The organism is Stenotrophomonas sp. 1337, from assembly GCF_031455455.1.
GTDB lineage: Bacteria > Pseudomonadota > Gammaproteobacteria > Xanthomonadales > Xanthomonadaceae > Stenotrophomonas > Stenotrophomonas indicatrix.
The window spans coordinates 559,031-581,118 of sequence record NZ_JAVDSR010000001.1 but is presented as its reverse complement, the minus strand read 5'-3'; the positions used below and the strand labels follow the sequence as shown (position 1 = coordinate 581,118).

General features: G+C 64.5%; 22 protein-coding genes. 7 read left to right on the top strand and 15 right to left on the bottom strand.

The window, feature by feature from the left end; genetic code table 11:
• Nucleotides 1-31: 31 nt before the first annotated feature.
• The 6 genes from xylB to J2X70_RS02635 all read right to left on the bottom strand — a co-directional run bounded on the left by xylB (nt 32) and on the right by J2X70_RS02635 (nt 8,502).
• Nucleotides 32-1,525, bottom strand: a complete 1,494-nt coding sequence (gene xylB, locus J2X70_RS02660) for a xylulokinase (RefSeq protein ID WP_025877148.1) — start codon at nt 1,523-1,525, stop codon at nt 32-34.
• A 64-nt stretch (nt 1,526-1,589) separates the two neighbouring features.
• Nucleotides 1,590-3,119: a tryptophan 7-halogenase gene (locus J2X70_RS02655; RefSeq protein ID WP_309908824.1), complete on the bottom strand. Its 1,530-nt coding sequence runs from the start codon at nt 3,117-3,119 to the stop codon at nt 1,590-1,592.
• A 13-nt stretch (nt 3,120-3,132) separates the two neighbouring features.
• Nucleotides 3,133-4,152, bottom strand: a complete 1,020-nt coding sequence (locus J2X70_RS02650) for a cupin-like domain-containing protein (RefSeq protein WP_301863684.1) — start codon at nt 4,150-4,152, stop codon at nt 3,133-3,135.
• A gap of 3 nt (nt 4,153-4,155) precedes the next feature.
• Nucleotides 4,156-4,914: a SapC family protein gene (locus J2X70_RS02645; protein WP_223495106.1), complete on the bottom strand. Its 759-nt coding sequence runs from the start codon at nt 4,912-4,914 to the stop codon at nt 4,156-4,158.
• A gap of 65 nt (nt 4,915-4,979) precedes the next feature.
• Nucleotides 4,980-8,111, bottom strand: coding sequence for a TonB-dependent receptor (locus J2X70_RS02640; protein ID WP_025877140.1), 3,132 nt, complete (start codon nt 8,109-8,111; stop codon nt 4,980-4,982).
• 268 nt (nt 8,112-8,379) lie between these two features.
• On the bottom strand, nt 8,380-8,502 hold the full coding sequence (locus tag J2X70_RS02635; protein ID WP_258954267.1) for a hypothetical protein: 123 nt from the start codon (nt 8,500-8,502) through the stop codon (nt 8,380-8,382).
• A 15-nt stretch (nt 8,503-8,517) separates the two neighbouring features.
• Between J2X70_RS02635 and J2X70_RS02630 the strand changes: the two genes are divergently transcribed.
• Nucleotides 8,518-9,555: a LacI family DNA-binding transcriptional regulator gene (locus J2X70_RS02630; RefSeq protein WP_309908819.1), complete on the top strand. Its 1,038-nt coding sequence runs from the start codon at nt 8,518-8,520 to the stop codon at nt 9,553-9,555.
• A gap of 24 nt (nt 9,556-9,579) precedes the next feature.
• On the opposite strand, the gene arsN2 is transcribed toward J2X70_RS02630, so the two are convergent.
• Together arsN2 and J2X70_RS02620 are read right to left on the bottom strand one after the other, a co-directional pair.
• Complete coding sequence (arsN2, locus tag J2X70_RS02625; protein ID WP_309908817.1) at nt 9,580-9,981, bottom strand: arsenic resistance N-acetyltransferase ArsN2; 402 nt, start codon at nt 9,979-9,981, stop codon at nt 9,580-9,582.
• Between the two features lie 79 nt (nt 9,982-10,060).
• Complete coding sequence (locus J2X70_RS02620) at nt 10,061-10,708, bottom strand: hypothetical protein (protein ID WP_309908815.1); 648 nt, start codon at nt 10,706-10,708, stop codon at nt 10,061-10,063.
• 142 nt (nt 10,709-10,850) lie between these two features.
• On the opposite strand from J2X70_RS02620, the gene J2X70_RS02615 reads away from it, so the two are divergent.
• Entirely contained in the window at nt 10,851-11,129 is a 279-nt protein-coding gene (locus J2X70_RS02615; RefSeq protein ID WP_033832140.1) for a hypothetical protein, read from the top strand.
• A gap of 79 nt (nt 11,130-11,208) precedes the next feature.
• Here the strand turns inward: J2X70_RS02615 and J2X70_RS02610 are convergent, their stop codons facing one another.
• Together J2X70_RS02610 and J2X70_RS02605 are read right to left on the bottom strand one after the other, a co-directional pair.
• Nucleotides 11,209-11,556 (bottom strand): RcnB family protein, encoded by a 348-nt coding sequence (locus tag J2X70_RS02610; protein WP_059064347.1) that lies wholly within the window; start codon nt 11,554-11,556, stop codon nt 11,209-11,211.
• A 511-nt stretch (nt 11,557-12,067) separates the two neighbouring features.
• Nucleotides 12,068-12,613, bottom strand: a complete 546-nt coding sequence (locus J2X70_RS02605) for an NADPH-dependent FMN reductase (protein ID WP_059064348.1) — start codon at nt 12,611-12,613, stop codon at nt 12,068-12,070.
• A gap of 124 nt (nt 12,614-12,737) precedes the next feature.
• Between J2X70_RS02605 and J2X70_RS02600 the strand changes: the two genes are divergently transcribed.
• The 4 genes from J2X70_RS02600 to J2X70_RS02585 all read left to right on the top strand — a co-directional run bounded on the left by J2X70_RS02600 (nt 12,738) and on the right by J2X70_RS02585 (nt 16,866).
• Nucleotides 12,738-13,433 carry a response regulator transcription factor gene (locus tag J2X70_RS02600; protein ID WP_309908812.1) on the top strand — a complete coding sequence of 232 codons (696 nt, stop codon included), beginning with the start codon at nt 12,738-12,740 and terminating at the stop codon, nt 13,431-13,433.
• A gap of 9 nt (nt 13,434-13,442) precedes the next feature.
• Nucleotides 13,443-14,699 carry a HAMP domain-containing sensor histidine kinase gene (locus tag J2X70_RS02595; protein WP_309908811.1) on the top strand — a complete coding sequence of 419 codons (1,257 nt, stop codon included), beginning with the start codon at nt 13,443-13,445 and terminating at the stop codon, nt 14,697-14,699.
• A gap of 60 nt (nt 14,700-14,759) precedes the next feature.
• Complete coding sequence (locus tag J2X70_RS02590; RefSeq protein WP_309908809.1) at nt 14,760-15,152, top strand: diacylglycerol kinase; 393 nt, start codon at nt 14,760-14,762, stop codon at nt 15,150-15,152.
• A gap of 112 nt (nt 15,153-15,264) precedes the next feature.
• Nucleotides 15,265-16,866, top strand: a complete 1,602-nt coding sequence (locus J2X70_RS02585) for a phosphoethanolamine--lipid A transferase (RefSeq protein ID WP_309908804.1) — start codon at nt 15,265-15,267, stop codon at nt 16,864-16,866.
• Nucleotides 16,867-16,878: 12 nt separating this feature from the next.
• Here the strand turns inward: J2X70_RS02585 and J2X70_RS02580 are convergent, their stop codons facing one another.
• Together J2X70_RS02580 and J2X70_RS02575 are read right to left on the bottom strand one after the other, a co-directional pair.
• A complete protein-coding gene (locus J2X70_RS02580) occupies nt 16,879-18,066 on the bottom strand; it encodes a serine hydrolase domain-containing protein (protein WP_309908802.1) in 1,188 nt (395 codons plus the stop codon).
• 79 nt (nt 18,067-18,145) lie between these two features.
• Complete coding sequence (locus J2X70_RS02575; protein ID WP_309908801.1) at nt 18,146-18,958, bottom strand: LytTR family DNA-binding domain-containing protein; 813 nt, start codon at nt 18,956-18,958, stop codon at nt 18,146-18,148.
• A 223-nt stretch (nt 18,959-19,181) separates the two neighbouring features.
• Here J2X70_RS02575 and J2X70_RS02570 point away from each other — a divergent pair, with 223 nt between their 5' ends.
• On the top strand, nt 19,182-20,354 hold the full coding sequence (locus J2X70_RS02570) for an acyltransferase (protein ID WP_309908798.1): 1,173 nt from the start codon (nt 19,182-19,184) through the stop codon (nt 20,352-20,354).
• Nucleotides 20,355-20,457: 103 nt separating this feature from the next.
• On the opposite strand, the gene J2X70_RS02565 is transcribed toward J2X70_RS02570, so the two are convergent.
• The 3 genes from J2X70_RS02565 to J2X70_RS02555 form a co-directional block, all read right to left on the bottom strand.
• Nucleotides 20,458-20,823, bottom strand: coding sequence for an antibiotic biosynthesis monooxygenase family protein (locus J2X70_RS02565; protein ID WP_309908796.1), 366 nt, complete (start codon nt 20,821-20,823; stop codon nt 20,458-20,460).
• A 68-nt stretch (nt 20,824-20,891) separates the two neighbouring features.
• Nucleotides 20,892-21,560, bottom strand: coding sequence for a carboxymuconolactone decarboxylase family protein (locus J2X70_RS02560; RefSeq protein WP_099842500.1), 669 nt, complete (start codon nt 21,558-21,560; stop codon nt 20,892-20,894).
• Nucleotides 21,561-21,597: 37 nt separating this feature from the next.
• Entirely contained in the window at nt 21,598-22,083 is a 486-nt protein-coding gene (locus tag J2X70_RS02555; RefSeq protein WP_309908793.1) for a cyclophilin-like fold protein, read from the bottom strand.
• Nucleotides 22,084-22,088: the final 5 nt, after the last annotated feature.

Sequence of the window (22,088 nt, the reverse complement as noted above, 5' to 3'; positions counted from 1 at the left end):
TGTCGTTGTGCGAGGTGTCGCGGAAAAGAGATCAGCCGCGGTACAGCGGCGTGATGGCGTCGAGATGTCGAAGGAAACGGGCGTAGGCCGTGGCGTAGGCTTCGGCGCGTGCGGGGTCCGGACGTGCCGAACGCAGCGGGTCAAGCGCAACGTGGCGGTCGGCGACGTCGGCGATGGAGGCGGCATCGCCTCGGCCGTGGCCCAACGCCCACAGGGCCTGCAATGCCGCACCGAATGCCGCGCCTTCGGACTGGGCCGGCACGTCCACCGGCAGGCCGAACACATCGGCCACCAGTTGCCGCCACTGCGCGCTGTTGCTGCCGCCGCCGGTCAGCACGATGCGTTCGAACTGCATGCCCGCGCCGACGAATGCGTCGTAGCCATACTTCAGGGCGTAGGTGGCCCCTTCCATGGCCGCGCGGTAGATGTGCGCCGGCGTCATGTTGGTCGTGTCCAGGCCCGCCAGCACCCCCTTGCCCTGCGGCAGGTCCGGCGTGCGTTCGCCGTTGAGGAACGGCAGCATCACCAGGCCGTCGGCACCGGGCGGCGTGGCCTGCAGGTGCCGGTCGCCCTCGCGGCTGCTGAAGCCGAAGGCGTCGGCGACCTGTCCGGTCACCACGGTGCAGTTCATCGTGCAGATCAGCGGCAGCCAGCCGCCGGTCGACGAGCAGAACGCGGCCCATGCCCCGCCCGGGTCGACCACGGGCGTGTCCGAGAAGGCAAACAGGGTGCCGGACGTACCCAGGCTCATCACCAGGCGACCGGGTACGACGCAGCCGGTACCCACGGCCGCCATCATGTTGTCGCCACCGCCGACGGCCACCTTCACCGATGCGGGAAGGCCCAACGCCGCCGCCGCGGCGGGGGTGATGCCGAACATCTCTTCGGTTGCGGCGATGCGTGGCAGGCAGTCGGCGAGATCGCGCTGCGGATCGGTCGCGTGCAGCAGCTCGGCCGACCAGGTTCGGGTGCGCACATCCAGCCAGCCGGTGCCCGACGCATCGCCGTATTCGCAGAAGCGCTCGCCGGTCAACACGAAATTGAGGTAATCGTGCGGCAGCAGGATGGTGGCAAGCCGCGCGTAGGCGTCGGGCCGGTGCGTTTTCGTCCACGGCAGCTTGGAGGCGGTGTAACCGGCAAGCACCGGGTTGCCGGCCAACGCGATGGTGCGCGCCGTGCCGCCTGCGGCGTCCATGATCTGCACGCATTCGGCCGAGGTGCTGGTGTCGCACCACAGCTTGGCCGGAGCCAGCACCTCCCCGGCCGCATCGACCGGCACGAACCCATGCTGCTGTCCTGAGACTGCCAGCGCGGCAATCCGGGAGCGCACCGCCGGATCGATCGCAGCAAAGCAGGCGTGCAGTGCCGTCACCCAATCGGCCGGCCGCTGTTCCCGGCTGCCGTCTGCAGCGCTGGTCAGCTGCAATGGCGCGCTGGCGCTGGCCACGAGACTGCGCCCTTCAGGGTCGTAGACGACCACCTTCAGGCTTTGCGTACCAGCGTCGATTCCCGCAACCAATTCCATTCACTGCACCCCGTAGTGGTTTGAAGGTAGCGCTACCAATTCGATGCAACAGCGCGCACTGCGGCTACGCCACGGCCCTGCCCCTTTGCCATGCGTCCGGCGCCGCCCTGCAGTAGCGCTCGATGAACTCTGCCTGCGTCGGCATCTTCGCCACCGTTTCCTGCACTGGCTGCCGGATGCGATGCAACAGGGTGCGCAGGTCCGCATCGCCGATGGCCCGCGCAAGCGGGTGCGGCGCTCCGGGCTGGATGCCCTGACCCATCAGGACGCTGGTCCAGGAGTCGACCCGGAACAGCTCGCCAGGGTCCTGCCAGGCATGGGCACGCTCGCGCCACGCGCGCAGGCGGACCTGCAGCGATTCAGGCAGCGCCATCTCGCGGCAGGCCTTCCACATCGGCTCGTCGCGCTGGTTGGCGTGGTAATGCAGGATGATGAAATCGCGCACGTGCTCCATCTCCTGGCGGCTCACGTCGTTGTACAGCGCCACCAGCGAAGGGGTGATGCCGTCGGACGGGAACAGCTGGATCAGGCGCACCACGGCGCTGATGGTCAGGTGGATGCTGGTCGATTCCAGCGGCTCGATGAAGCCACTGGCCAGCCCGAGCGCCACCACGTTCCTGTTCCAAGCCTGCAACCGGCGCCCGCTGCGGAACGGCACCAGCCACGGATCGCGCAGGGGCTGTCCGTCGACATCACGCAGCAGCTTGGCCTGCGCCTCGTCATCGGACATGTGGCGGCTGGAGAAGACCAGCCCGCAGCCGACCCGGTGCTGCAGCGCGATGTGCCAGCGCCACCCGGCCTCGTGCGCGATGGCACGGGTGTAGGGCACCGGCGGCGCGGGCGAGTCGGTCTGCACGGCAACGGCGCGATCACTGGGCAACCATTCGTTCCAGTCTTCATAGCCGGTATGCAGGGTCTGCTCGGTCAACAGGCCGCGGAAGCCGGTGCAGTCGATGAACAGATCGCCTTCGATGACCTGCCCGTCGTCCAGCACCAGCGACGCAACCGAGCCGTCATGGGGATGCTGGCGGACTTCGCGGATCTTGCCTTCCACCCGCCGCAGGCCGTTTGCTTCGGCCTTGCCGCGCAGGAACCTGGCATAGAGCCCGGCGTCGAAATGGTAGGCGTAGTTGACCTGGGGTTGGGTCTGCAGCGAGAACCTGTCGGCCAGGGAAGCGGCACTTTCCAGGCAGAAGTCGCCCAGCCCGGAGGGCATGCCGCGGCGCAGGCTGTCCAGCCAGAAGTGATGGAACGGCGTGGCCCAGGTGCCCTGCCCGATCGTGCCGAAAGGATGGATGAAGCGTTCACCGGGGCGACGCCAGTTCTCGAACGAGATCGACAGCTTGAACGTGCCGGCGACCGCACGCAGGAACTCCTGCTCATCGATCTGCAGGAAACGGTGGAACGTGCGGATGGGCGGCACGGTGGATTCGCCCACACCCACGGTACCGATCTGCTCGGACTCCACCAGGGTGATGTCCAGCTGTTGCCGGAACTGGTGCGCCAGTGCGCAGCCGGCCAGCCAGCCGGCAGTGCCGCCACCGGCGATCACCACTCTCCGGATCGGCCCTTGTGTAGTGTCCGCAGCGTTCAATGCGATGCTCCCATCAGCGGTTGAGTCGACCCAGCAGCTGGGCGCGCATGCGCCGCGCCTGCGTCTCGTCGAACGGTGCCAGCTCACCCCGGGCCGCTTCGGGCAGGTGTTGCCCTGCCTGCTCGCCGGGACCAAACACGTAGTACTGGAAGATCTTTGCCCACGCCTGCTTCTCGCGCGCCGGTAGATCGCGCAGGGCCCACATCGCATGCTGCAGCGCCGGCAGGGGTGAGCCGAGATAGCCAGGCGCACTGCGCCACCAGTAGTTCACCAGCACGTTGAACGGTTCCAGGCTGCGCACGTGGTGCCACCACAGGCCCGGGATGAAGATGGCATCCCCGGGTTCAAGCGTGGCGGTCTGCGCGCTTGCCAAGGCATCACGGAAGCGCGGATGGCGGTCGAAATCCGGCTGGTCGACATCCACCACGCTGACCACCTGCCCACCCGGGGTGGGCTCCATCGGCCCCGGGTAGAGGTTGTCGATCTGCTCCGGCGGAAACAGGGTGAAGCGGCGCCGGCCCACCGCGCAGCACGCCAGGTTGTCCGGAATGTCGTAATGGCAGGAGGCCGTCACCCGGTTGCCGACCCAGATGCTGGCCGAAGCATCGATGCCCTGCCCCGCCAGTCCGGCGTCGTTGTGCTGGGCGAACCCGGGCAGCGCACGCGCGATCAGCAGCGAAGCGACGTAATAGGTGGGCGGGCTCGGCGAATCGAGGTGGTCGGCGATTGCGTCCAGCACCTCTGTCAGCAGGCCACGCCGGACCTCGAAGTTCAAGCGGGTGAAATCCGCGTTGTAGAACGGACGCCCTTCGATCTCGGGGCCGCCGAAGGAATAGGGAACAGGCACGCCTGCTTCGAACCCGCGCAGGTAGGCCATGGCCTCCTGCAGGGAACGCGACCCGGCCTGCACCAATGCCCAGTCGCGCGCGATGCCGCGCAGCACCACTGGCTCGCCGGCTGCCACCAGCGCCTGCAGCGGCAGCGCCGCGGGATCCAGGTCTTCCATTGTGCGCATGGCGACGCCGTCCAGCACCGGTCAGTTCCTGCCGCCCGCGACAGCGGTATCCGCTGCGCGCAGGCGTCGCTGCTTCTCGGCGATCAGGCGGCGCATGTTGTGCAGCGATGCCAGCATCAGATAGGCGCCCTCCAGGTAGCCGGCGCGGTTGAGTTCGGCCAGCGCCGCACCCTCCAGCAGCGCGAGGCGGTCACGGTCGACCGCATGCAGGCCGTTGACGCCGACCCGATGCTCCGCGTCGATCCGCACGTCCAGCGTGATCGGTTGGATCAACCCTTTCGCGTCGAGCGTGGCAAACATGTCCGCGGCAAAGGCATGGCCGTCGTGGATGCCGCGCAGCACCCCGGCGATATGGTCCAGATAGGGCGAGTTACCGCCCTGTGGCAGGAACACCGGCTCGCCGTGCATTGCGGTCACGCGCGGATGATCCAGATCCACGTGCAACACCGCTTCCCGGGTAAGCGCACCATCGATGTGCCCTTCCTGGAAACCGATCAGGAATGGCCCTTTCGCTGCGGCGCCGGGCAGGTAGGAGGCGTTCCAGCGACCGTCCTGCAGGAACAGGTTCTCGTGCTGTTCGAACCCCAGCAGGGCCACCGCCTGCCAGCCGCCCGTGGCGGGGTCCCTGCGCAGGAAGATGGGATATTCCCGCTGCAGTTCGGCGAACTCACTCGGATAGGCCGGCACCATGCCCACCGCGTCGCCGAACTCGGCGCCGAAGCCGGTGGCCACACGCAGGTCCCGATGGGCAATGTTGTTGAGCATTTCGTAACGCGACATGGTGTTGTCCAATCCGTCAGCAGCCTGGAACGGGTGCCGCTGTCGTGGCAGCGGCACCCCACGGTTCAGAACCTGTAACGCACGCCCAGCATGTAACGCGGGCTCTGGTCGGCCAGCTTCACGATCATCTGCGAGGTACGCGAACGCCAGCGCACATCCTCACCGGTCAGGTTGATCGCCTCCAGGCCAAACGACCAGTGGTCATCCAGGGTGTAGTTCACGCTGAGATCCCACTGTTCGTACGCCTCCACATAGTACGGATTGCGGCTGGCTCCCTGGTTGGCCAGGATCAGGTACTGGTCACGCCAGTTCCACGCCAGTCGTACCGACCAACCGTACTTCTCGTACATCAGCATCGCATTGGCCGTGTCGCTCAGGCCGGTGAGCGAGAACTGGTCGATGCCCGGGTCGCCTGCGTTGTTGAAGCCCACATCGCCATTGACCAGGGTGTAGTTGGCCAGGATGCCGAAGCCGGTATCGCCGAAGAAGTATTGCCCACCCAGTTCCCAGCCGTGGAGCTTGGCCTTGTTCTGGTTGATGGGACGATTGACGTTGAACTGGTACAGCGGATCGCCGGCCGTACCGTACAGGTCGTAGGCTGCTTCAGTGGCCAGCACCTGGGCGTCGGTACCGTTGTAGGCGCCCAACCCGGCGGGATTGTTGCGCAGCAGGGCCAGGGCGGTGAACAGCGAGGTGTCATTGGCCGAGCACGCCGCCGCATTGGCAGCGCCGACCTGTGTGACGCAGGCACCGCTGGTGAGGAACGCCAGCGCCGCCTGCGCATCCGGACCGGCGGTAGGATCGCGCAGGCCGTACAGATTCTCCTGGACAATGGTGTTGCCGACGAAATTGTCGACCGATTTGTTCCAGTAGGTCAGCGAGACGTAGCTCGCATCGGCGAAGTACCACTCCAGCGCCAGATCCAGGTTGTCCGATTCCAGCGGTTTCAGCTGCGGGTTCTGTGCGGTACCGCTGGCCCGCGAGGACGGGTCGATGAGGACCGAGCCGAACGGCTGCTGGGCGGTCGGGCCGGCATACAGGTTCCCGATCGGCGCGCGTGCGATGCTCTTGCCGAATGAGACACGCCCCTTCAGGTCCTCACGAAGATCGATGCTGAAATCCAGATTGGGCAGGATGTAGCTGTAGCTGTTCTTCTCGGTGAACGGCTGTTGTTCGTCGGACAACACCACGCGGAAGTCATTGTTGGATTGCCACTCGATGGCTTCCGGGATGGCGATGTTCGAGGTGGAGACAACATCGGTGGTTTCATAGCGCACACCCAGGCGGGTATTGGTACGCATGCCGCCCAGCTCGCCATCCAGCTCCACCTGGAAGTAGGCCGACTTCGTCTTCTCTTCCACCAGGTTATCGGCGGCGCGCTGCGGGCTCACGCCGAGATTGGCGCCATAGTTGTCCGCCGCCCACTGCGCAAGGCGACCGGCATCGCCGCGCCAGGCCGTGAAGCTGTTGGCATTGAAGTCGTTGAACAGCCCGACGATGTTGACCGGCTGCAGCAGGTCCATCAGCCCGTTGGCAACATCCCCGTCAACGTTGGCCACGCCCCAATCGCCCAGGGTGTTGTAATTCTCCGCTGCCTGGATGCGGTGGGTGGTCTGCTTGCTCGAGTCCACGCCAAACTGGAAGCGCCCCTTGTCGAAGCTCCACTCACCATCGACACGCCCCTGCTTGATCTCGCTGATCTGGGTCTGCGAGTTGATGCGCAGCACCTGCGAACCGATCTCGCCCGGCGCGAAGCCCGGATTGACCACGCCGTTGGTGTTGGCGATGGCATCGGCCGTGCTCGGGTACCAGACCTGGGTGCCCACCGGCAGGCCGCTGTTGAAGACCATTTCCTGCACCCATGACCCACCGCAATGCGGTCCGGCGGTGCAGTTGTTGGTGCCGGCGATGCTGCTGAAGATGGAGCCGCCACCGGTGAGGGGATCGTTCGGGCGGCTTTCGTTCTTCGAGTTGTGCGCATCGAAGCTGAGCTTGAAGCGGTCGGTCACATTCCAGACCGCGTTCAGGCCGAGCGAACCCAGCTTGTACTTCTGCATGCTGCGCTGCTGCTCAAGGCCGAAGTCCTTGGTGCCGGCGATTTCACGGATGTAGATCGGCGTGGCAACCGCACCGCTGGTATCGAATTCGATGTCGGTGTAGTTGCTGTTCTGCAGCCACATGCCCTGCTCGCCACGATTTTCAGTGATCTCGTTGGTCGAATAGGTGTAATCCAGGGTCAAGGTCACCGCATCGGTCGGCGCGAACTGCAGCACGGCCTGGCCGTTGATGCGCTCACGCTCGAATTCGGAGAAGGCATAGCGCAGGTCGTTCGGCCGCGCATACAGCGCACCGATCGCCGGTGCATTGACCACCCTCGGGTTGCCCGGCATCGTGCCGGTCCACGGCTGCACGTTCCAGTAGTTGTCGGTGGCCTGCACCGAACCGCCCTTGCGTTTCTGGTAGCTGGCGCTCACGCCCACGCCGAAGGTCTTGTCGGGATTGGTGTAACTGAAGATGCCGGACAGTTCCGGCGTCAGGTCGTCGCCGAACGGCTGGCTGCGGTCGGAGACGGCTTTCGCCCCGGCACTGGCGACGATGCCCTCGTGGTCAAACGGCCGGGAGGTCAGGATGTTGATGGTGGCACCGATGCCACCGCTGGGGACATTGGCCTGGCTGGTCTTGTAGACCTCGATGCCATTGATGGCTTCAGCGGCCAACTGGGCGAAGTTGAAGGCACGGGTGCCGCCGTCGACACCACCGATGGCGACCTGCCCCGACGCACCGAACGCATCGGCGCCGGGCATTTGCCGCCCGTTGAGCGTCACCATGTTGAACTGAGGGCCGAAACCACGTGCCGTTACCTGTGCGCCCTCACCGTCACGGCGCTCGATCGAGATGCCGGTGATGCGCTGCAGGGATTCGGCCAGGTTGGTATCGGGGAACTTGCCGATGTCCTCCGCACTGATCGCATCCACCACGCCGGCCGAATCACGCTTGATGTCCATGGCCTGGCTGAGGCTGTTGCGGATGCCGGTGACCTGGACGGTGTCCAGCTGTGTCGGGCTGGGCGGATTCTGCTGCCCGGCGACGGGTGCCGGCGTTGACGCCTCTTGTGCGAATGCGGGATTGATGACCAGGACGCCACCGACAAAGGTGAACATGGCCCTGGAAGTGAACTTCGCCAGCGTCCGGCTCATCGACGAGCCCTCCGGCCTGGGGTACGACGGAAAGTAGCAGCGCTCATGACTCTCCCCTCTGACATACGATCGAATGGATGTACCGCCCCTCCTGGGGGCACGTACGGGCGACGCCCGTCTTCCACACCGAACATCGCAGTGCGCTTTGCACCCACTGCGACTCAAACTCGCTTTCAGACTTGCCGGAACAGCCGCGCGGTAAAGGGGGGGGCATCCGCTGGCCTTACACCGGCTCAGTGGTAGCGCTACCATCGCGTCACGGCGCAGACTACTCATCCGCAATCGCGCTTGTCATCATGCAGCGCAGCAAAGGAATCCAGCCTTGAAAAACGGCCATAAAGCGGTCCGTCGAAAAGCAAGCGCCGTCACCATCGATGACGTCGCTGCCCATGCCGGTGTTTCCGCCATGACGGTGTCACGCGTCATCAACGGCCATGCCGGGGTACGCGAAGGCAACCGCGAACGCGTCCTGCGCAGCGTACTGGCGCTGGACTACCGGCCCAACCCTGCTGCCTCCGCCCTGGCTGCGGCGCAGCACACCTGCATCGCCCTGATCTACACCAACCCCAGCTCCAGCTACCTGCGCGAACTGCTGGTCGGCGCGCTGCGCGGTTCCACCCGGTCGGCGGCGCAGCTGGTCATCGCTGCCTGGGATGAGCTGGGCACCCCGGCACGTCGCGAGGCGGCACGGCAACTCGCCACCACCGTGGCAGGCGTGATTCTTCCGCCGCCGCTGTGTGAATCGAAGGACATCGTCGAGGTATTCGTCAACGCGGGCGTTCCCGTCGTCTCCATCGCCTCCAGCCGCTTCAGCGACAGGATCTCCTGCGTGCGCATCGACGACCGCCAGGCCAGCCATGACATGGTGTCGCACCTCATCGCCCACGGGCATACCCGCATCGGCTATATCAAGGGCGACCCGAACCAGACTGCCAGCGCACACCGCTGGCAGGGCTACCGGGATGCGCTGGCCAACGCCGGCATCGGCTACGACGACGCGCTCGTGCAACCCGGCTGCTTCACCTACCGTTCCGGCCTGGAGGCAGCCGAGCGGCTGCTGGCCCAGGGCCCGCCACCCAGTGCGATCTTCGCCAGCAACGATGACATGGCATCGGCGGTTGTTTCAGTGGCCCACCGCCGCGGCCTGCAGGTGCCGGGGGATCTTTCGGTGGTGGGCTTCGACGACACCTCCGCCGCGACCATGGTGTGGCCGGAACTGACAACCATCCATCAGCCGGTCGCAGAGATGGCGGACAACGCGATAGACATCCTGCTGCGGGAAATGCGCCGCCCCGCGTCTTCAAGGCGCGCCACTGTCAACCACGTGCTTGCGCACCAGTTGATCACGCGCGCCTCGGTATCGGCACCGCAGCTGTTCTCTGGACTCCAGGCATCCCGGATCGCAACGCGGCAAGCCCCGGACATCGATGGACAAGGGGGCTGAAGCACCCGCCGGGGCCCGGCCGGCCTACAGCCGACGCATCATCAGCTGGGCCGAGCCTGGGCACAGTCCACTGAACTGCGTCGACGCAGCGATGAATCCCGGTGCTGCATCGCGCGCGACGCGCTCATAGCCAAGCTGCTCGAAGAACGGTGCTGCCGTGGTCGTGAGAAGGAATACGGTCCTGCCACCCGCCGCCTTGGCATGCTGCTCCAGTTCCACCACCAGTTGCCGCCCCAGGCCCCTGCCCTGCGACATCGGCTGGATCGCCAACGAGCGCAGGAGCACGACGTCGCGGCTCGATTCATAGCCCACGCAACCGAGCAGCTCTCCATTCAACGACGCTGCCAGAAAGGTCGGCCTGCCTGCACGCAGATCCTCCGTAGGCAGGCCGCTGGTCTCCAGCAGGGCCAGCACGTCGGCAGACAACGCTGTCTCCATCACTCGCATGCGGCAGCAGCCTCTTCATTCCGGTCCGGCGACATGCAGCGGAGGCGCGGGCTTATCGTCATATCTGCGCCGCATGGCCGCGCTCCTGGATACGGTCGAACTGATTGCGTGGAGTGAACTGCGGGTCGTCCGCTCCGTCCAGCATGAGCTCGACCATTGCATCGAAGGTCGCAGCGGTTTCGCCGGCCTGCGCCGGCGTCATGAAGCCCGAATCGCCCTTGCCGGCGAGGTGGACCGCAGCAACCGTCTCCCGCTCACCGTCCTCGGCCCATAGGTAGTCGTGCACCAGTGCCACGCCGTGCTCGCCAGGCTCAAGGAAATCGGCGGCGCCCCGCGCCATCGCCAGAAACACGACCAGATCATAGAGGTTCTCGGAATACGTCAGTGACCCTGCAACGAAGTACGCCCCGGCCCGATCGTAGGCCGCAACCTTGATGTTCTCCGCCTGCGCCGATTCCAGCAGGGCGGCCAACGCGGCGCGATTGTCCGCATGCCTGGCCAGCATTGCAGTGCAATCGGAGAGGAATTCACCCAGCTCCGCATCACTGGACGCAGCCAGATCGACGCCGCCGGGCAGGCGCCACCGGCCGGCGATGGATCGCCAGTCATTCCACCTCGATGCTGCAGGCACCGGGGCCGCCAACCAGCGTGCAAGACGCTCGCGCGGCAGCTGCAGCCTGAGCAGGGCCGAATAGGGTTCGGACATGGCTCGCGCCCATTCTCTGATCTTCGACAGCTTGGCTTGTACCAAACAACGTCAGCCAAGCCAACTGCCGCTAGCGGGTACGTGCTGTTAACGCTCCCGCATTATGCTGACCGCCTCATTGGACTTCCGCGAGGTGCCCCCCTTGACCAAGCTGCATACCCTGATGATCGCCGGCTGCCTGTCTGCCTTCAGCCCCTTGGCCCTAGCTGAAACCGTGAACCTGACCAACAGCGCCGACGGTGCCAACCGCGAGGCCGGCATTGCCGCGGTCAAGAAAAAACTCCACGACGCGTGTACCGATCGCAAGGGCTCGCCCGACGCAGCGTCGTTCGAAGTAGTCTTTGAGAAGACCAGCGACAACCCGAACGTACCCAAGCCGTATTACGTGGACGGCAAGATGAAGTGCGAGTTGCCGGGGTGAGAGCGCGATGTCACCGGCGGTCGTGCCGCCATTACCCCCGCGGCGGCTGCGTGCCGCCCGGGGGCCCGTGCCGGAATCCCTAGCGACGCAAGGCGTCGATGATCACGCCGGTGGCGATCTCCACCAGCAGGTATTCCGTATCCGACTGCCGCACCCACCGCTGACCGCGACCGGGATCGCGCAGACGGTAATGCGCGTAGTCGTCCACCCAGTAGCGGCGGTCAACCTCGGCCCAGGGCAAGCGGTCACCGCGGCGCCATGCCTTTTTCTGCCAGCCCGGCGGCGGTGCGTCGCGGTTGTGGGGGCCGCCTGCGTGGGGCGGCGGTCCGTTGCCACGTGCATGGTGCGGCGGATCGGCCCAGGCGGGGGCGGCCATCAAGGTGATTGCAGCGCCCAGGGCAATGCCAAGCAAATGTCCGGTTTTCATGGGAATGCTCCCGGTCCAGCCGCGGTATGCGGCGTTGTGACCCGGAATATAGGGCAGCGCCTGTGAATGAATCCGTGCACCCCGATCGGACCCGATGTGCGCCCGCAAACCCGCATTCAGCAATGCGGCACCCTCACCCTCGAATCCGGGTGGGAGTCAGGCCCAATCGGCGGCGCAGCAATCGCCTGAGTGTCGCAGAATCGCCCAAGCCTACCTGCGCGGCCACCTCTTCCACCGGAAGCCTGCCGCTTTCCAGCATCAGCCGCGCCCGGTTCAAGCGCACCGACTGGATGAGCTGCTGCGGCGGGCTCCCTCATTGCCGGCGACATGTGCAGCGTCTGCACGCGCTGGGGGCCCAATGGCCAGCTGTGGACGCTGCCGCAGTTCGTGGACGCTGCAGGCTATTCCCATCTGCATCCCTGTGACCCGCTGACGCCGCAAGCGCATGGCCGGAACTTGCGGACGCACGGTGCGTGTCCGGACCGCCCTTGTCAGCAGGCCGCGCTATCGATCATGCGCGATCACCCTGCGGTCGGCCGCAGTAGCGGGCGAATTCCTGAAGAAAGGCCTCTGCCGGCGCGCGATTGACCGGTTGTCTTACAGCACTGGCAATGGCCTCCGGCTCCATCTTCATGAAAGGAAAGCGCAGGAACAGTTCCTCGTTGAAGCGGGAACTGATGGTCGACAGCACAAGCCGGAGAGACGCGAGCATGTCGTCGCCGCGATGGGAGGCGTGCACCAGGGCGATGGGCTTTGCAACCACAAGGTCGCCCGATACCAGCCAATCCATGGCGTTCTTCAGGCCGCCGGGAATGCCTCTTGCGTACTCAGGGCTTGAAATCAGGATGCCATCGCTGGCTTCAATGCATTGCTTGAAGCGCACGACGCTGTCATGCAAGGGCAGATCTTCAAGGTCGGGAGAGAAAACGGGAAGTCCGCCGAGATCGGCGCAGGTCGTCAGCGCGATATCCGGCGGCGCGATTTCTTCCAGCGCCCTCAGCAATGCGGTGTTGGTGGACAGCCGGCGTGCACTACCGGATATGGCAAGGATCTTCATCCTGGCACGCTATCACAGGCGCCTGTCGCCGTGCCCCGGCGATGGCCTGCAGCACCTCCCCGCACTTGGCAAACCACAGGTGATCGTCCAAAGTCCGCTGCTCATGCACGGATGCACGTAGCCCATGACACGACTGCTCATCATTGAAGACAACCCCGAGCTGGTTGCCAACCTTTACGCGTTCTTCGAGCCACTGGGCTACGTACTTGACGATGCACGGGATGGTGCCAGCGGCCTGCGCAGGGCAACGCAGAATGATTACGATGCCATCCTGCTGGACCTGATGCTGCCCCGCCTTGATGGCATGGCGCTGTGCCGGACACTCCGCGAGAAGTTCCAGAACCCGGTGCCGATCCTGATGCTGACCGCCCGTGATCCGGTGGAAGACCGCGTGCAGGGGCTCGCGCTGGGTGCGGATGATTACCTGGTCAAACCCTTTTCCCTGAAGGAGCTGGACGCGCGCATCAAGGCGCTGGTCCGCCGCGCCCAGGGCCGGCAGGTGCAGAGCGTGCTGGCCTGGGCGGACCTGCGGGTCGACACCCGTTCGCCAGAGGCATGGCGCCAGGGCCAGGCCCTCAACCTGACACCGACCACGCACAAGCTGCTGATGTGCCTGATGCGGGCCGCGCCGGCGGTGGTGCGCAAGCAGGAGATGGAGTACCTGATATGGGGCGACGAGCCGCCGGAGAGCGGTGCACTACGTACGCATATCCATGAGCTGCGCCTTCAGGTGGACAGGCCGTTCGACCCTGCACTCATTGCTACCGTGCACAGTGTCGGCTGGCGCCTGGGCACGCCGGCGCCAGCACATGCGGAATAGTCGCCACCCATGAATGCCCGCTCGCTGAAGTCCCTCTATCGAAGCTTGACCCTGAGAACGCGCATCACCGTTGCGTTCGTGTTGCTGATGGCCGGTGCCATGGGCTTCATCGTACTGGTCGAACTGGTGGACTATGACGACGTAAGGGCCTCCGTGGTTTCGATGAGCCAGGACCGGGAGGTCCGCAGGCTGCAGGTGGCCTTGGCCCAAGGCGTGCAACCGGACCTGCCGGAAGGCAGCCAGCTGTTTGATCCGCATACGGTTCCGCAGGTGCTGCGCCGGTACGGGCTGGGTTACCACGGTGAAGCCGCACCGAACGAATGGCACCTTCGGGTCTTCGAAAGCAGCGGGCAGCGCTACTACCTGCTGCAGCACGGTGATCACTACGCCTACCTCGAGCACCTGATCAACGCCTTTGCTGCGCTGGTGATCCTGACCTGCGTGCTCTGTGCGTTCTGGATTGGTCGCCGGACGTCGGCCCACGTCATCGCGCCCATTACGCGCCTGGCTGATGCCGTGCAGAACAAGCACAAGCCCTTTCCCTTCCAGGACGCGCGCGACGAGATCGGCGTTCTGGCGCGCGCCTTTGCCCAGCACAGCGACGAACTTGAGCAGTTCCTGCAGCGTGAACAGTGCTTCGCCGGCGACGCCAGCCATGAACTGCGCACACCACTGGCGATCATCGGTGGCGCCGCCGAAACGCTGCTGCACCAGCTGCCGGCCGACAGCCGGCTGCTGGCCAGTGCCGAGCGCATTGTGCGGACCACGCAGGAAATGCAGCGCCAGCTGACCTGCCTGCTGCTGCTTTCCCGCGACCCCAGGACGGTGCCACGCAGCAACCTGCTGCTGCGACCGGTGATCGAGGAATGCATGGCGCGATGCGTGCCGTGGCTGGCAGGAAAGCCGGTGCGGCTGACCCTTGATGCGGCGCAGGACGAGCAGCTGCTGACCAATGACGTGCTGGCACAGAGCGTGATCTGGAACCTGCTGCGCAATGCGTGCCAGTACACGGAGGAAGGCGAGGTACGGGTGGAGCTGCGTGGCACCACGCTGCGGGTTGCCGATACCGGCCCGGGGCTGCCGTCCAGCATCGACGCGCAGCAGTTCCAGCGCTTCGTGACCAGCGCCCGGCAGAGTGGCGAAGGTCTGGGCCTGTCCATCGTGCAGCGCGTGGTCGAGCATCTTGGCTGGCAGATGACGGTCGAGACCTCGGTGCGAGGCTGCTGCTTCACCCTGCAGATGCGCCCAGCCGCAGCCGATACCTGACAGCTTCCTGACATTGCTCCTTCCACCCTTGCCGGATCTCTTCATGAAGGCAGGTACGAAATGCAGCCAGGGCAACCCAAGGGCAACGGCAAGTACGCGCACGGCAAGACCGGGCTGCGCCGCATCCTGCATACCGTGATCCATTCCCGCGACGGCTTCGTCGCGACATTCAAGGGTGAGGCCGCGTTCCGGCAGCTGCTGTTGCTGCATGGCGCGGTGGCAACCGTCGCGCTCCTGCTGGACGTCAACCGCAGCGAGCGCGCCCTGATGCTGATGGTCTGCTTCATCAGCCTGCTGGTGGAGCTGCTCAACTCGGCCATCGAAGCGGTGGTCGACCGCATCTCTCTGGAACACCATCCACTGTCCAAGAACGCCAAGGACATGGGCAGTGCCGCACAGAGCACGGCCCTGCTGATGGTGGCTACGGTGTGGGCCGTGGTCCTGATGGGATGAGCAAGGAACCTGACAACTTCCTGATGAACGCGTCCAGATACTGCGCGCACTTCTGGCTCAGCGGATTCTGCACGTGCGTTCATGCTTCAGGTCTGTCCCGCAACATCCGATCATGCTTGTCTGGTGCACGGCATTGTTCTTCACCACGCTGGGAAACATCGCTCTCTGGAAGACGCTCTGGTCTCTCATCGATATCCATGATCTGCGCAGCGCTTTGTTCTTCTGCAGCCTTCCGGTGCTGCTGCTGTGCCTGTTCAATCTACTGTTCACGCCCATCGGCATGCTTCCCTATGTGCGCAAACCGGTGCTGGCGTTGCTGGTTGTCGTCAGCGCTGCGTGCACCTACTTCATGCTGCATTACAACGTACTGATCGACCGCGACATGGTGCAGAACGCACTGGAGACCAACCAGGCCGAAATGACCTCCTACCTGTCGCTGCCGTTGCTGTTGACGGTGCTGCTGCTGGGCGCGCTGCCCACATGCGTTCTGCTGATCATGCGCAGTGGAAACAGCGGGCGCCCTTTGCGGGCGGCGCTGGTGTGGTTGGGGAACGTGCTGGCGACGCTGATGGTGCTGGCAGCGGTAAGCCTGGCGTTCTACAAGGAGTATTCGTCGCTGCTCCGCAACAACCGCTACATCCGCGAGCAGGTGCTGCCGATGAACGTCCTTCGTCACACCTATGGCTACCTCCGGAGCAGCTACAGCGCCAAGGCACAGCCGCTGCGCACGATCGGCGAAGACGCCGCGCGGGCGCCCGGCGAGCGCCCGCGCCTGGTCATCCTGGTGGCCGGCGAGACGGCACGTGCAAAGAACTTCCAGCTCAACGGCTATCCGCGCCCAACCAACCCGCAGCTGTCACGCAAGGACGGCGTCATCAGCTTCCGGGACGTTGCATCCTGCGGCACATCAACGGCGGTGTCGCTGCCGTGCATGTTCTCGCAGATGCCGCGGTCGCAGTACGAAGGCGTCGCTGCGGCATCGGAAGAGAACGTACTGGACATCCTGCAGCGCACCGGCGCCAGCGTGCTCTGGCGCGACAACAACAACGGTGGCTGCAAGGGCGTGTGCAACCGCGTTCCCACCGACGACATGCCGCCGCTGAAGGTGCCTGGGTTGTGCGTGAACAAGGATGGCACCTGCCATGACGAGATCCTGCTGCACCAGCTGGACACGCGCATCGCGGCCATGCAGGGTGATGGTCTGATCGTGCTGCACCAGCTGGGCAGCCATGGCCCCACCTACTTTGAACGCTATCCCGCCGACTCCAGGGCATTCAGCCCTACCTGCGACAGCAACCAGATACAGAAGTGCAGCAACGAAGCGCTGACCAACACCTACGACAATACGCTGGTCTATACCGACCGGCTGCTGGGCAAGGCCATCGACCTGCTGCAGACCTATTCGGAGCAGCGTGACGTTGCACTGATCTATGTCTCCGATCACGGCGAGTCGCTTGGCGAGCGCGGCCTGTATCTGCACGGAACGCCCTACTTCATTGCGCCACGCGAGCAGACCCAGGTGCCGATGGTGATGTGGTTCTCCCCGGGCTTTGCAACCCATGCCCGCCTTGATCTGGCCTGCCTGCGCCATGCCGCGGGCACCGGATCCTACAGCCACGACAATCTCTTCCACTCCCTGCTGGGACTGTTCGATATCAGCAGCGGTATCTACCAGCCGCGACTGGATGTGTTCGCGGGCTGCCGCATTCCCTAGCGTGCTGGCCAGTCACAGCGTCTCTGCCAACCGCAGTACATCCATGGGAAACGCGGCGTAATCGTCGAGCGGGGCGCTGTGGCTCTCCCGCCGTTGTATCTGCCTTACCGCCACCACGCCCTTGTCGGGAACAATGACCAGGTGCTGGCCGAGATAGCCGTTGGCGGCGTAGGCCGCTACCGGCCCTCGGTCGATGTCGAAGATGTCGCCGAGCTTCAGTCCACGCCCGGTGATTTCCGCAGTGTAGCGCTGGGGCCAGCTCGGTCCCAGCCGTTCGGCCAGGAAGCTGATCAGCGCTGACTTGCTGTCAAATACCTGGCCGTCGGCGGCCAGCAGCGCGTCCAGCATCATGGCATCCATGCTGCGAGCGCTCAGAAGCGTGGCCGCACCGGCCTTCAATCGGTAGTGCTCCCATGCGGGGATGCGCCACCACAACAGGCCGACGTCGGGGGAACGCACGCTTTCGGCGGTCATCAACGCCACCGAGCGTTCGCTCAGCAACCGCTTGCCGCCCGGGGTGACACCGCCGTCCAGCATCAATCGTCCGATCGCTGCAAGATCAACCGCCGACAGCGACAGCCCGGCCATGCCCATGGGCGTCCCGGTCTGGTCCTTCATCCATGCATGGCCGGTGATGCCAAGCGGCTTGAACAACCGTTCGTCCAGGTAGACATCCAGTGGCTTGCCGGCAAGCCGCTGCACGATGTCTGGCAGAAGATTGGTCGCCTTGTTGTTGTAGGCGAAGGTGGTGCCTGGATCGCTGGACACCTCGGCCGCCAGCGCCAGCTTCACCAGATCGGGCGCGCCCTCCAGTTCCACCCCCGCGTTGGCCACGTTCTGCAGGCCGGAGGTGTGGTCCATCAACATCCGGATCGTGATGTCCCGCTTCCTGCCCTGGCGCCATTCCGGGTACACCGTGCTGACCGGTTCGTCGATGGATGCGAGCTTGCCGTCATCGAGCAGCAGCCCGATGGCCAGGGCGACGACGGACTTGGTCGCCGACATCAGGTGGATGCGGTCTTCACCGGCTGCCGGCGCGATCTGCAGCAGCACCCCGCGCCCGCTTTCAATGTAGACCGCGTCGGAATGCGCGTTGCGGGCATTCCGGTCTATCGCTGCCAAGGCATCAGGCGTGTTGGCTGCGGCCACAAACGGGCGCAGCGCCAGGAAGAACAGGCAGGCAAGCAGAGGTGCTCTCATGGCGGGCTCCTTCAATGGACACAGAGACAATGACTACATTTGTAGTCAATCTGCAGTGCATGAAGTCATGCCTCATCCATCACCTTCCTCCCAGTGCCTGCCGCAGCGTTGGCAACTGGCGGCGACTGCACGGCACCCGTGCACCATCGGCCATGTGCAGCAGGGCTTCACCGCCATCGGCAGGTTCGATCGAGCGCAGATGACGGCGGTTGATGAGCCAACTGCGGTGGCAGCGCAGGAAAACGGAAGGATCAAGGCGCTCCTCAAGTGCGGCCATCGTCATCCGCAGCGGATAGTCACATCCGCGCACCCGCAGGTTCACATAGTTGCCGGAGGCCTGGGCGTACTCCACCTCCTCGGTGGCCACCAGGAATTCCTTGCCCAACTTGCGCACAAGGAAATTCTGGGGCCGTTGAACAGGCTCGACTGGCGGGCCATCTTCCGGCGCTGCCAACAGATGGGCTTCGCCTTGACGGCGGCGGCCGAACCAGCTCAGGAAATGCTCCAGCGCCACGAAGCTGAAGAAGACCCGCACGTCCTTCAGGTACTCATACAGCAGCCGTGACGCCCAGCTGGAGCCATCCACATACGTTGTACCAAGCCCAAGGTAGGTGACCTCGCGCACCGCCATCATGCCCAGCACATGCAGCAACGACCATCCCACGCTGGCCAGCAGGTACAGCGGCAGGCGCCGCTTCCAGGTGTCGATGTGCAGGGGCCAGCGCCTGCAGCCCCACCACAGCATCGGCAGGCAGGCCAGGATCACACCGACGCTGCTCAGCTCCCAGACCAGCGGCTCCCACAGCGCAAGTACATCGCCACGGCGCTGTGCGTCCATGACTTCCACCACGGCATTGGCCACGGCCACCACCAGCAGGATCCCTGCCCACATCAGCAGACGGGAGGCCAGGGGCAAGCGTGGGGAGGAAGGGACAGGCATGGGGTGGTGGCCACACAGAACGGCGCATAACGCGACAAGGTGGCACTTCTAGCCGCGCCATCCGTCCCACGAACCCCGCCATTGGTCACTTTCCGTCAACGGGCCATCCCTTCGCCGCTGGCCCTGTCGGCCACGTGCCGCACATTGGCCCGATCTTGCCTCCAGCAGAACCATCATGACGCGCCGCCACGATATCGATGCTCTTCGCATCATCGCCTTCGCCCTGCTGATCCTCTACCACACCGCCATGGCGTACGTGGGCGAATGGGGCTTTCATCTCAAGGGCAGCTTCACGACCGACGCACTTCAATGGCCCATGCGCCTGCTCAACGGCTGGCGCATGTCACTGTTGTTTCTGATTTCCGGGGTGGCCATTGCGCTGACACGAAACCGACTGCAACGCGGTCGCTTCATTCTGAAGCGGACAGGGAGGCTGTTGCTGCCGCTCGCCTTCGGCATGTTCGTGGTCGTGCCCATCCAGCCGTACTGCGAGGGTGTGAGCAGAGGCATGGTCGCGCCCGGATTCTGGGAATTCCTGCTGCGCTACTGGCAGGTGCGCCCATGGCCGGAAGGCAGTTTCGCCGGTGATCGCTTCGGCATCACCTGGAACCATCTGTGGTACCTGGCCTATCTCTGGGTGTATACGACGATTCTGGCCATCGCCCTGCCGGTGCTGGATTCGGCGCCATTGCGATCGGCCAGCCGGCGGTTTGCCAACGCCCCGGGCTGGATGCTGACCGGGCTTCCGGCGCTGCTGTTGCTGCTGTGGCTGGTGTGGCTCGCCCCGTCCTACCCTGCCACCAACACCCTGGTGGACGATGTCCATCAACACGCCAAGTACGGGACGGTGTTCCTTGCCGGTTACCTGCTCGGCCGTGAGCCGCGCTTCTGGGAACGGGTCGAGGCGCTTCGCTGGGCAACACTGGCCACGGTACTGGGTGCTGTTGCGTGGTACCTGTTCCTGGAAGCGCTGGGGCGCTGGTTGCCTCCGGCATCGCCACTGCGCCAGTGGCCGGAACCTTTCTGGCGCCTGCAGTCGCAGTACTGCGAGGTGGTGTACTCGTGGGGAATGCTGCTGACCCTGCTCGGCTGGGGCAAGCACTGTCTGGATCGCCCCTTCCCTTGGCTGCCGTACTGCACGGAGGCCATCTATCCTTGGTATGTCCTGCATCAGAGCCTGATGATCGCCGTGTTGTTCTGGCTGAAGCCGATGCAGCTTGGGCCCTGGATGGAGCCGGCGCTGGTGCTGCTCGGCACGGTAGGCGGTTGCCTGCTGCTGCACGAACTGCTGATCCGACGTTCCCGCTGGTTGCGGCCCCTGTTTGGACTGAAATCGAGCGTGCGCTGAATGCCTGGTCGGGCCATGGCGAAAGCCGGATGGCCTTGAGGCATCGACTCAATGTTCCCGGGGAGTCTTTCGGTCCACCAGCCACCCGGCGGCTATTTGATCTTCAACTCCGGCAGAAGAGGATCAACATAACCAGTTCCAGTGACTTGACCATGTGCAGCGTCCCGCTTTTGTACTTGAGGAAATGCGAGCTCTTCACATGCTGTTCGTAAGCCTGTCGGCTCGCATAGATTTCAAGGATTGTCAGCCGGGTCGGATCTTCCTTGTCAAAGACCGCATACAACGACAGCACGCCGGGCTCCAGCTTCATTGAAGCGCGAACCTCCTCAGCCAAGGCGTCTCGATAGGCGGGCAGATGGTCTGCATTGACGGTGATCTTCGAGAGCCTTGTCATCTGTACCTCCTGCGCTCCAACACTGAAGGGTCCTGCCAGCATGCTGATCAACGTGCCGATGATCATCTTTTTCATTCAATCCTCCAATTTTTCATTCAATCCTCCAATGCGCGAGCCATGCGACGGAATCTCCCGTCTGAACATCATTCGTGCCGAACGTCCAGCTGGCATTGAATACCGACACGAACACGCTCCGCGGCCTCCAGGCCGAAGCGCGCTTCGAGAACAGCAGCCAGCGCGTACAGCTGCTCTGGGCGCAGCCCTATGTTCATGCTGATGCCAATGTGAGACTGCAACTGCGGCTCCACCCCGGACATGGCAGCCAGCATGCTGACCGTGGCCAACTCGCGGATTTGCCAATCAAGGTTGTCGCGCTCGAAGATGTCGCCAAACAGATGCGTACGCAGGTACTCATTTGCCTGGGGTGCGAAATCGAACAACGGCCCTGAGACCGGGCCGCCAGCCAGCCTGGTCTGATTGGCCGTGCCTGCGGCGAGCAGTGCGTCTCCTTTGGGGATCGGCCTGCCCGGCTCGCGGCCAGCTTCATCCTGGATGCCCCGCTGCCTGCGTGCCTGCGCCACCCTCATCAGTTCGCTCAACGCGTTCAGGCTCCGTGGGAAACCTGCATAGGCATAGACCTGCACGAGGATCTCGCGCACCACTGCCACGCTCAGCCCCGCGTCCAGACCTTGATTCAACGCCTGATCAAGGGCACTCATGTTGCCCGCCGCTGCGCAGGCGCTGATTGGAATGATGGCTTGCTGGTGGGCATCCAGCCCGGTGACAGAGAACCGGCTGTACTTGCTGTTCATAGCTGCTCCTTCGTGTGCAGGGGGCGTAGCCAGACGTCTACTCGAACTCGATCCGCGCTTCCACTGGTCCCTCCGCGCGAAGCGCCTGTAAGTCCCCCTGGATGCGGCCCAACCGCACCAAACCCTTCGAGTAACGGAACGGCCTGTGGAAGAGCGCCAGATTTCCCCACGGCGCGTAGAAGGCGATATCGCCGGCCACTGGCGTGAACCCATCCGGTTCGCCGGCGATGCTGAGACCGTACGGGAGCTGCGCGATCTTCTCCGTAGCTGCATGGTCCTCAAGCTGCAGCGTAATCGGCAACTGTGCGGCGAATTTGCGTGCAGGGACGCTGTCCTCCAGCGTGGCCGACAACGTCTGGCTGTTGATGATCAGTCGAACCTTCACTGAGGGCACCTCCGGGTTGGATGCGTTTTTCATGGGCGCGACGGTGTGATGCTTCTGCTCGGCAGAGCATGCGGACACCGCCGCGAAGGCAAGGCAAAGCGAAAGCAGCTGCCCAATGATCCTCGTCGCGCGCCTCATCAGCC

Bases quoted from the DNA above. Each gene is read 5' to 3' on its own strand.
- J2X70_RS02565 (WP_309908796.1), bottom strand. From the start codon at position 20,823: ATGAAAAAGATGATCATCGGCACGTTGATCAGCATGCTGGCAGGACCC.
- J2X70_RS02640 (WP_025877140.1), bottom strand. From the start codon at position 8,111: ATGAGCCGGACGCTGGCGAAGTTCACTTCCAGGGCCATGTTCACCTTT.
- J2X70_RS02645 (WP_223495106.1), bottom strand. From the start codon at position 4,914: ATGTCGCGTTACGAAATGCTCAACAACATTGCCCATCGGGACCTGCGT.
- J2X70_RS02600 (WP_309908812.1), top strand. From the start codon at position 12,738: ATGACACGACTGCTCATCATTGAAGACAACCCCGAGCTGGTTGCCAAC.
- J2X70_RS02590 (WP_309908809.1), top strand. From the start codon at position 14,760: ATGCAGCCAGGGCAACCCAAGGGCAACGGCAAGTACGCGCACGGCAAG.
- J2X70_RS02585 (WP_309908804.1), top strand. From the start codon at position 15,265: ATGCTTGTCTGGTGCACGGCATTGTTCTTCACCACGCTGGGAAACATC.
- J2X70_RS02570 (WP_309908798.1), top strand. From the start codon at position 19,182: ATGACGCGCCGCCACGATATCGATGCTCTTCGCATCATCGCCTTCGCC.
- J2X70_RS02635 (WP_258954267.1), bottom strand. From the start codon at position 8,502: ATGGGCAGCGACGTCATCGATGGTGACGGCGCTTGCTTTTCGACGGAC.
- J2X70_RS02610 (WP_059064347.1), bottom strand. From the start codon at position 11,556: ATGAAAACCGGACATTTGCTTGGCATTGCCCTGGGCGCTGCAATCACC.
- J2X70_RS02595 (WP_309908811.1), top strand. From the start codon at position 13,443: ATGAATGCCCGCTCGCTGAAGTCCCTCTATCGAAGCTTGACCCTGAGA.
- xylB (WP_025877148.1), bottom strand. From the start codon at position 1,525: ATGGAATTGGTTGCGGGAATCGACGCTGGTACGCAAAGCCTGAAGGTG.
- J2X70_RS02555 (WP_309908793.1), bottom strand. From the start codon at position 22,083: ATGAGGCGCGCGACGAGGATCATTGGGCAGCTGCTTTCGCTTTGCCTT.
- J2X70_RS02630 (WP_309908819.1), top strand. From the start codon at position 8,518: ATGACGGTGTCACGCGTCATCAACGGCCATGCCGGGGTACGCGAAGGC.
- J2X70_RS02605 (WP_059064348.1), bottom strand. From the start codon at position 12,613: ATGAAGATCCTTGCCATATCCGGTAGTGCACGCCGGCTGTCCACCAAC.
- J2X70_RS02580 (WP_309908802.1), bottom strand. From the start codon at position 18,066: ATGAGAGCACCTCTGCTTGCCTGCCTGTTCTTCCTGGCGCTGCGCCCG.
- J2X70_RS02575 (WP_309908801.1), bottom strand. From the start codon at position 18,958: ATGTGGGCAGGGATCCTGCTGGTGGTGGCCGTGGCCAATGCCGTGGTG.
- J2X70_RS02620 (WP_309908815.1), bottom strand. From the start codon at position 10,708: ATGTCCGAACCCTATTCGGCCCTGCTCAGGCTGCAGCTGCCGCGCGAG.
- J2X70_RS02560 (WP_099842500.1), bottom strand. From the start codon at position 21,560: ATGAACAGCAAGTACAGCCGGTTCTCTGTCACCGGGCTGGATGCCCAC.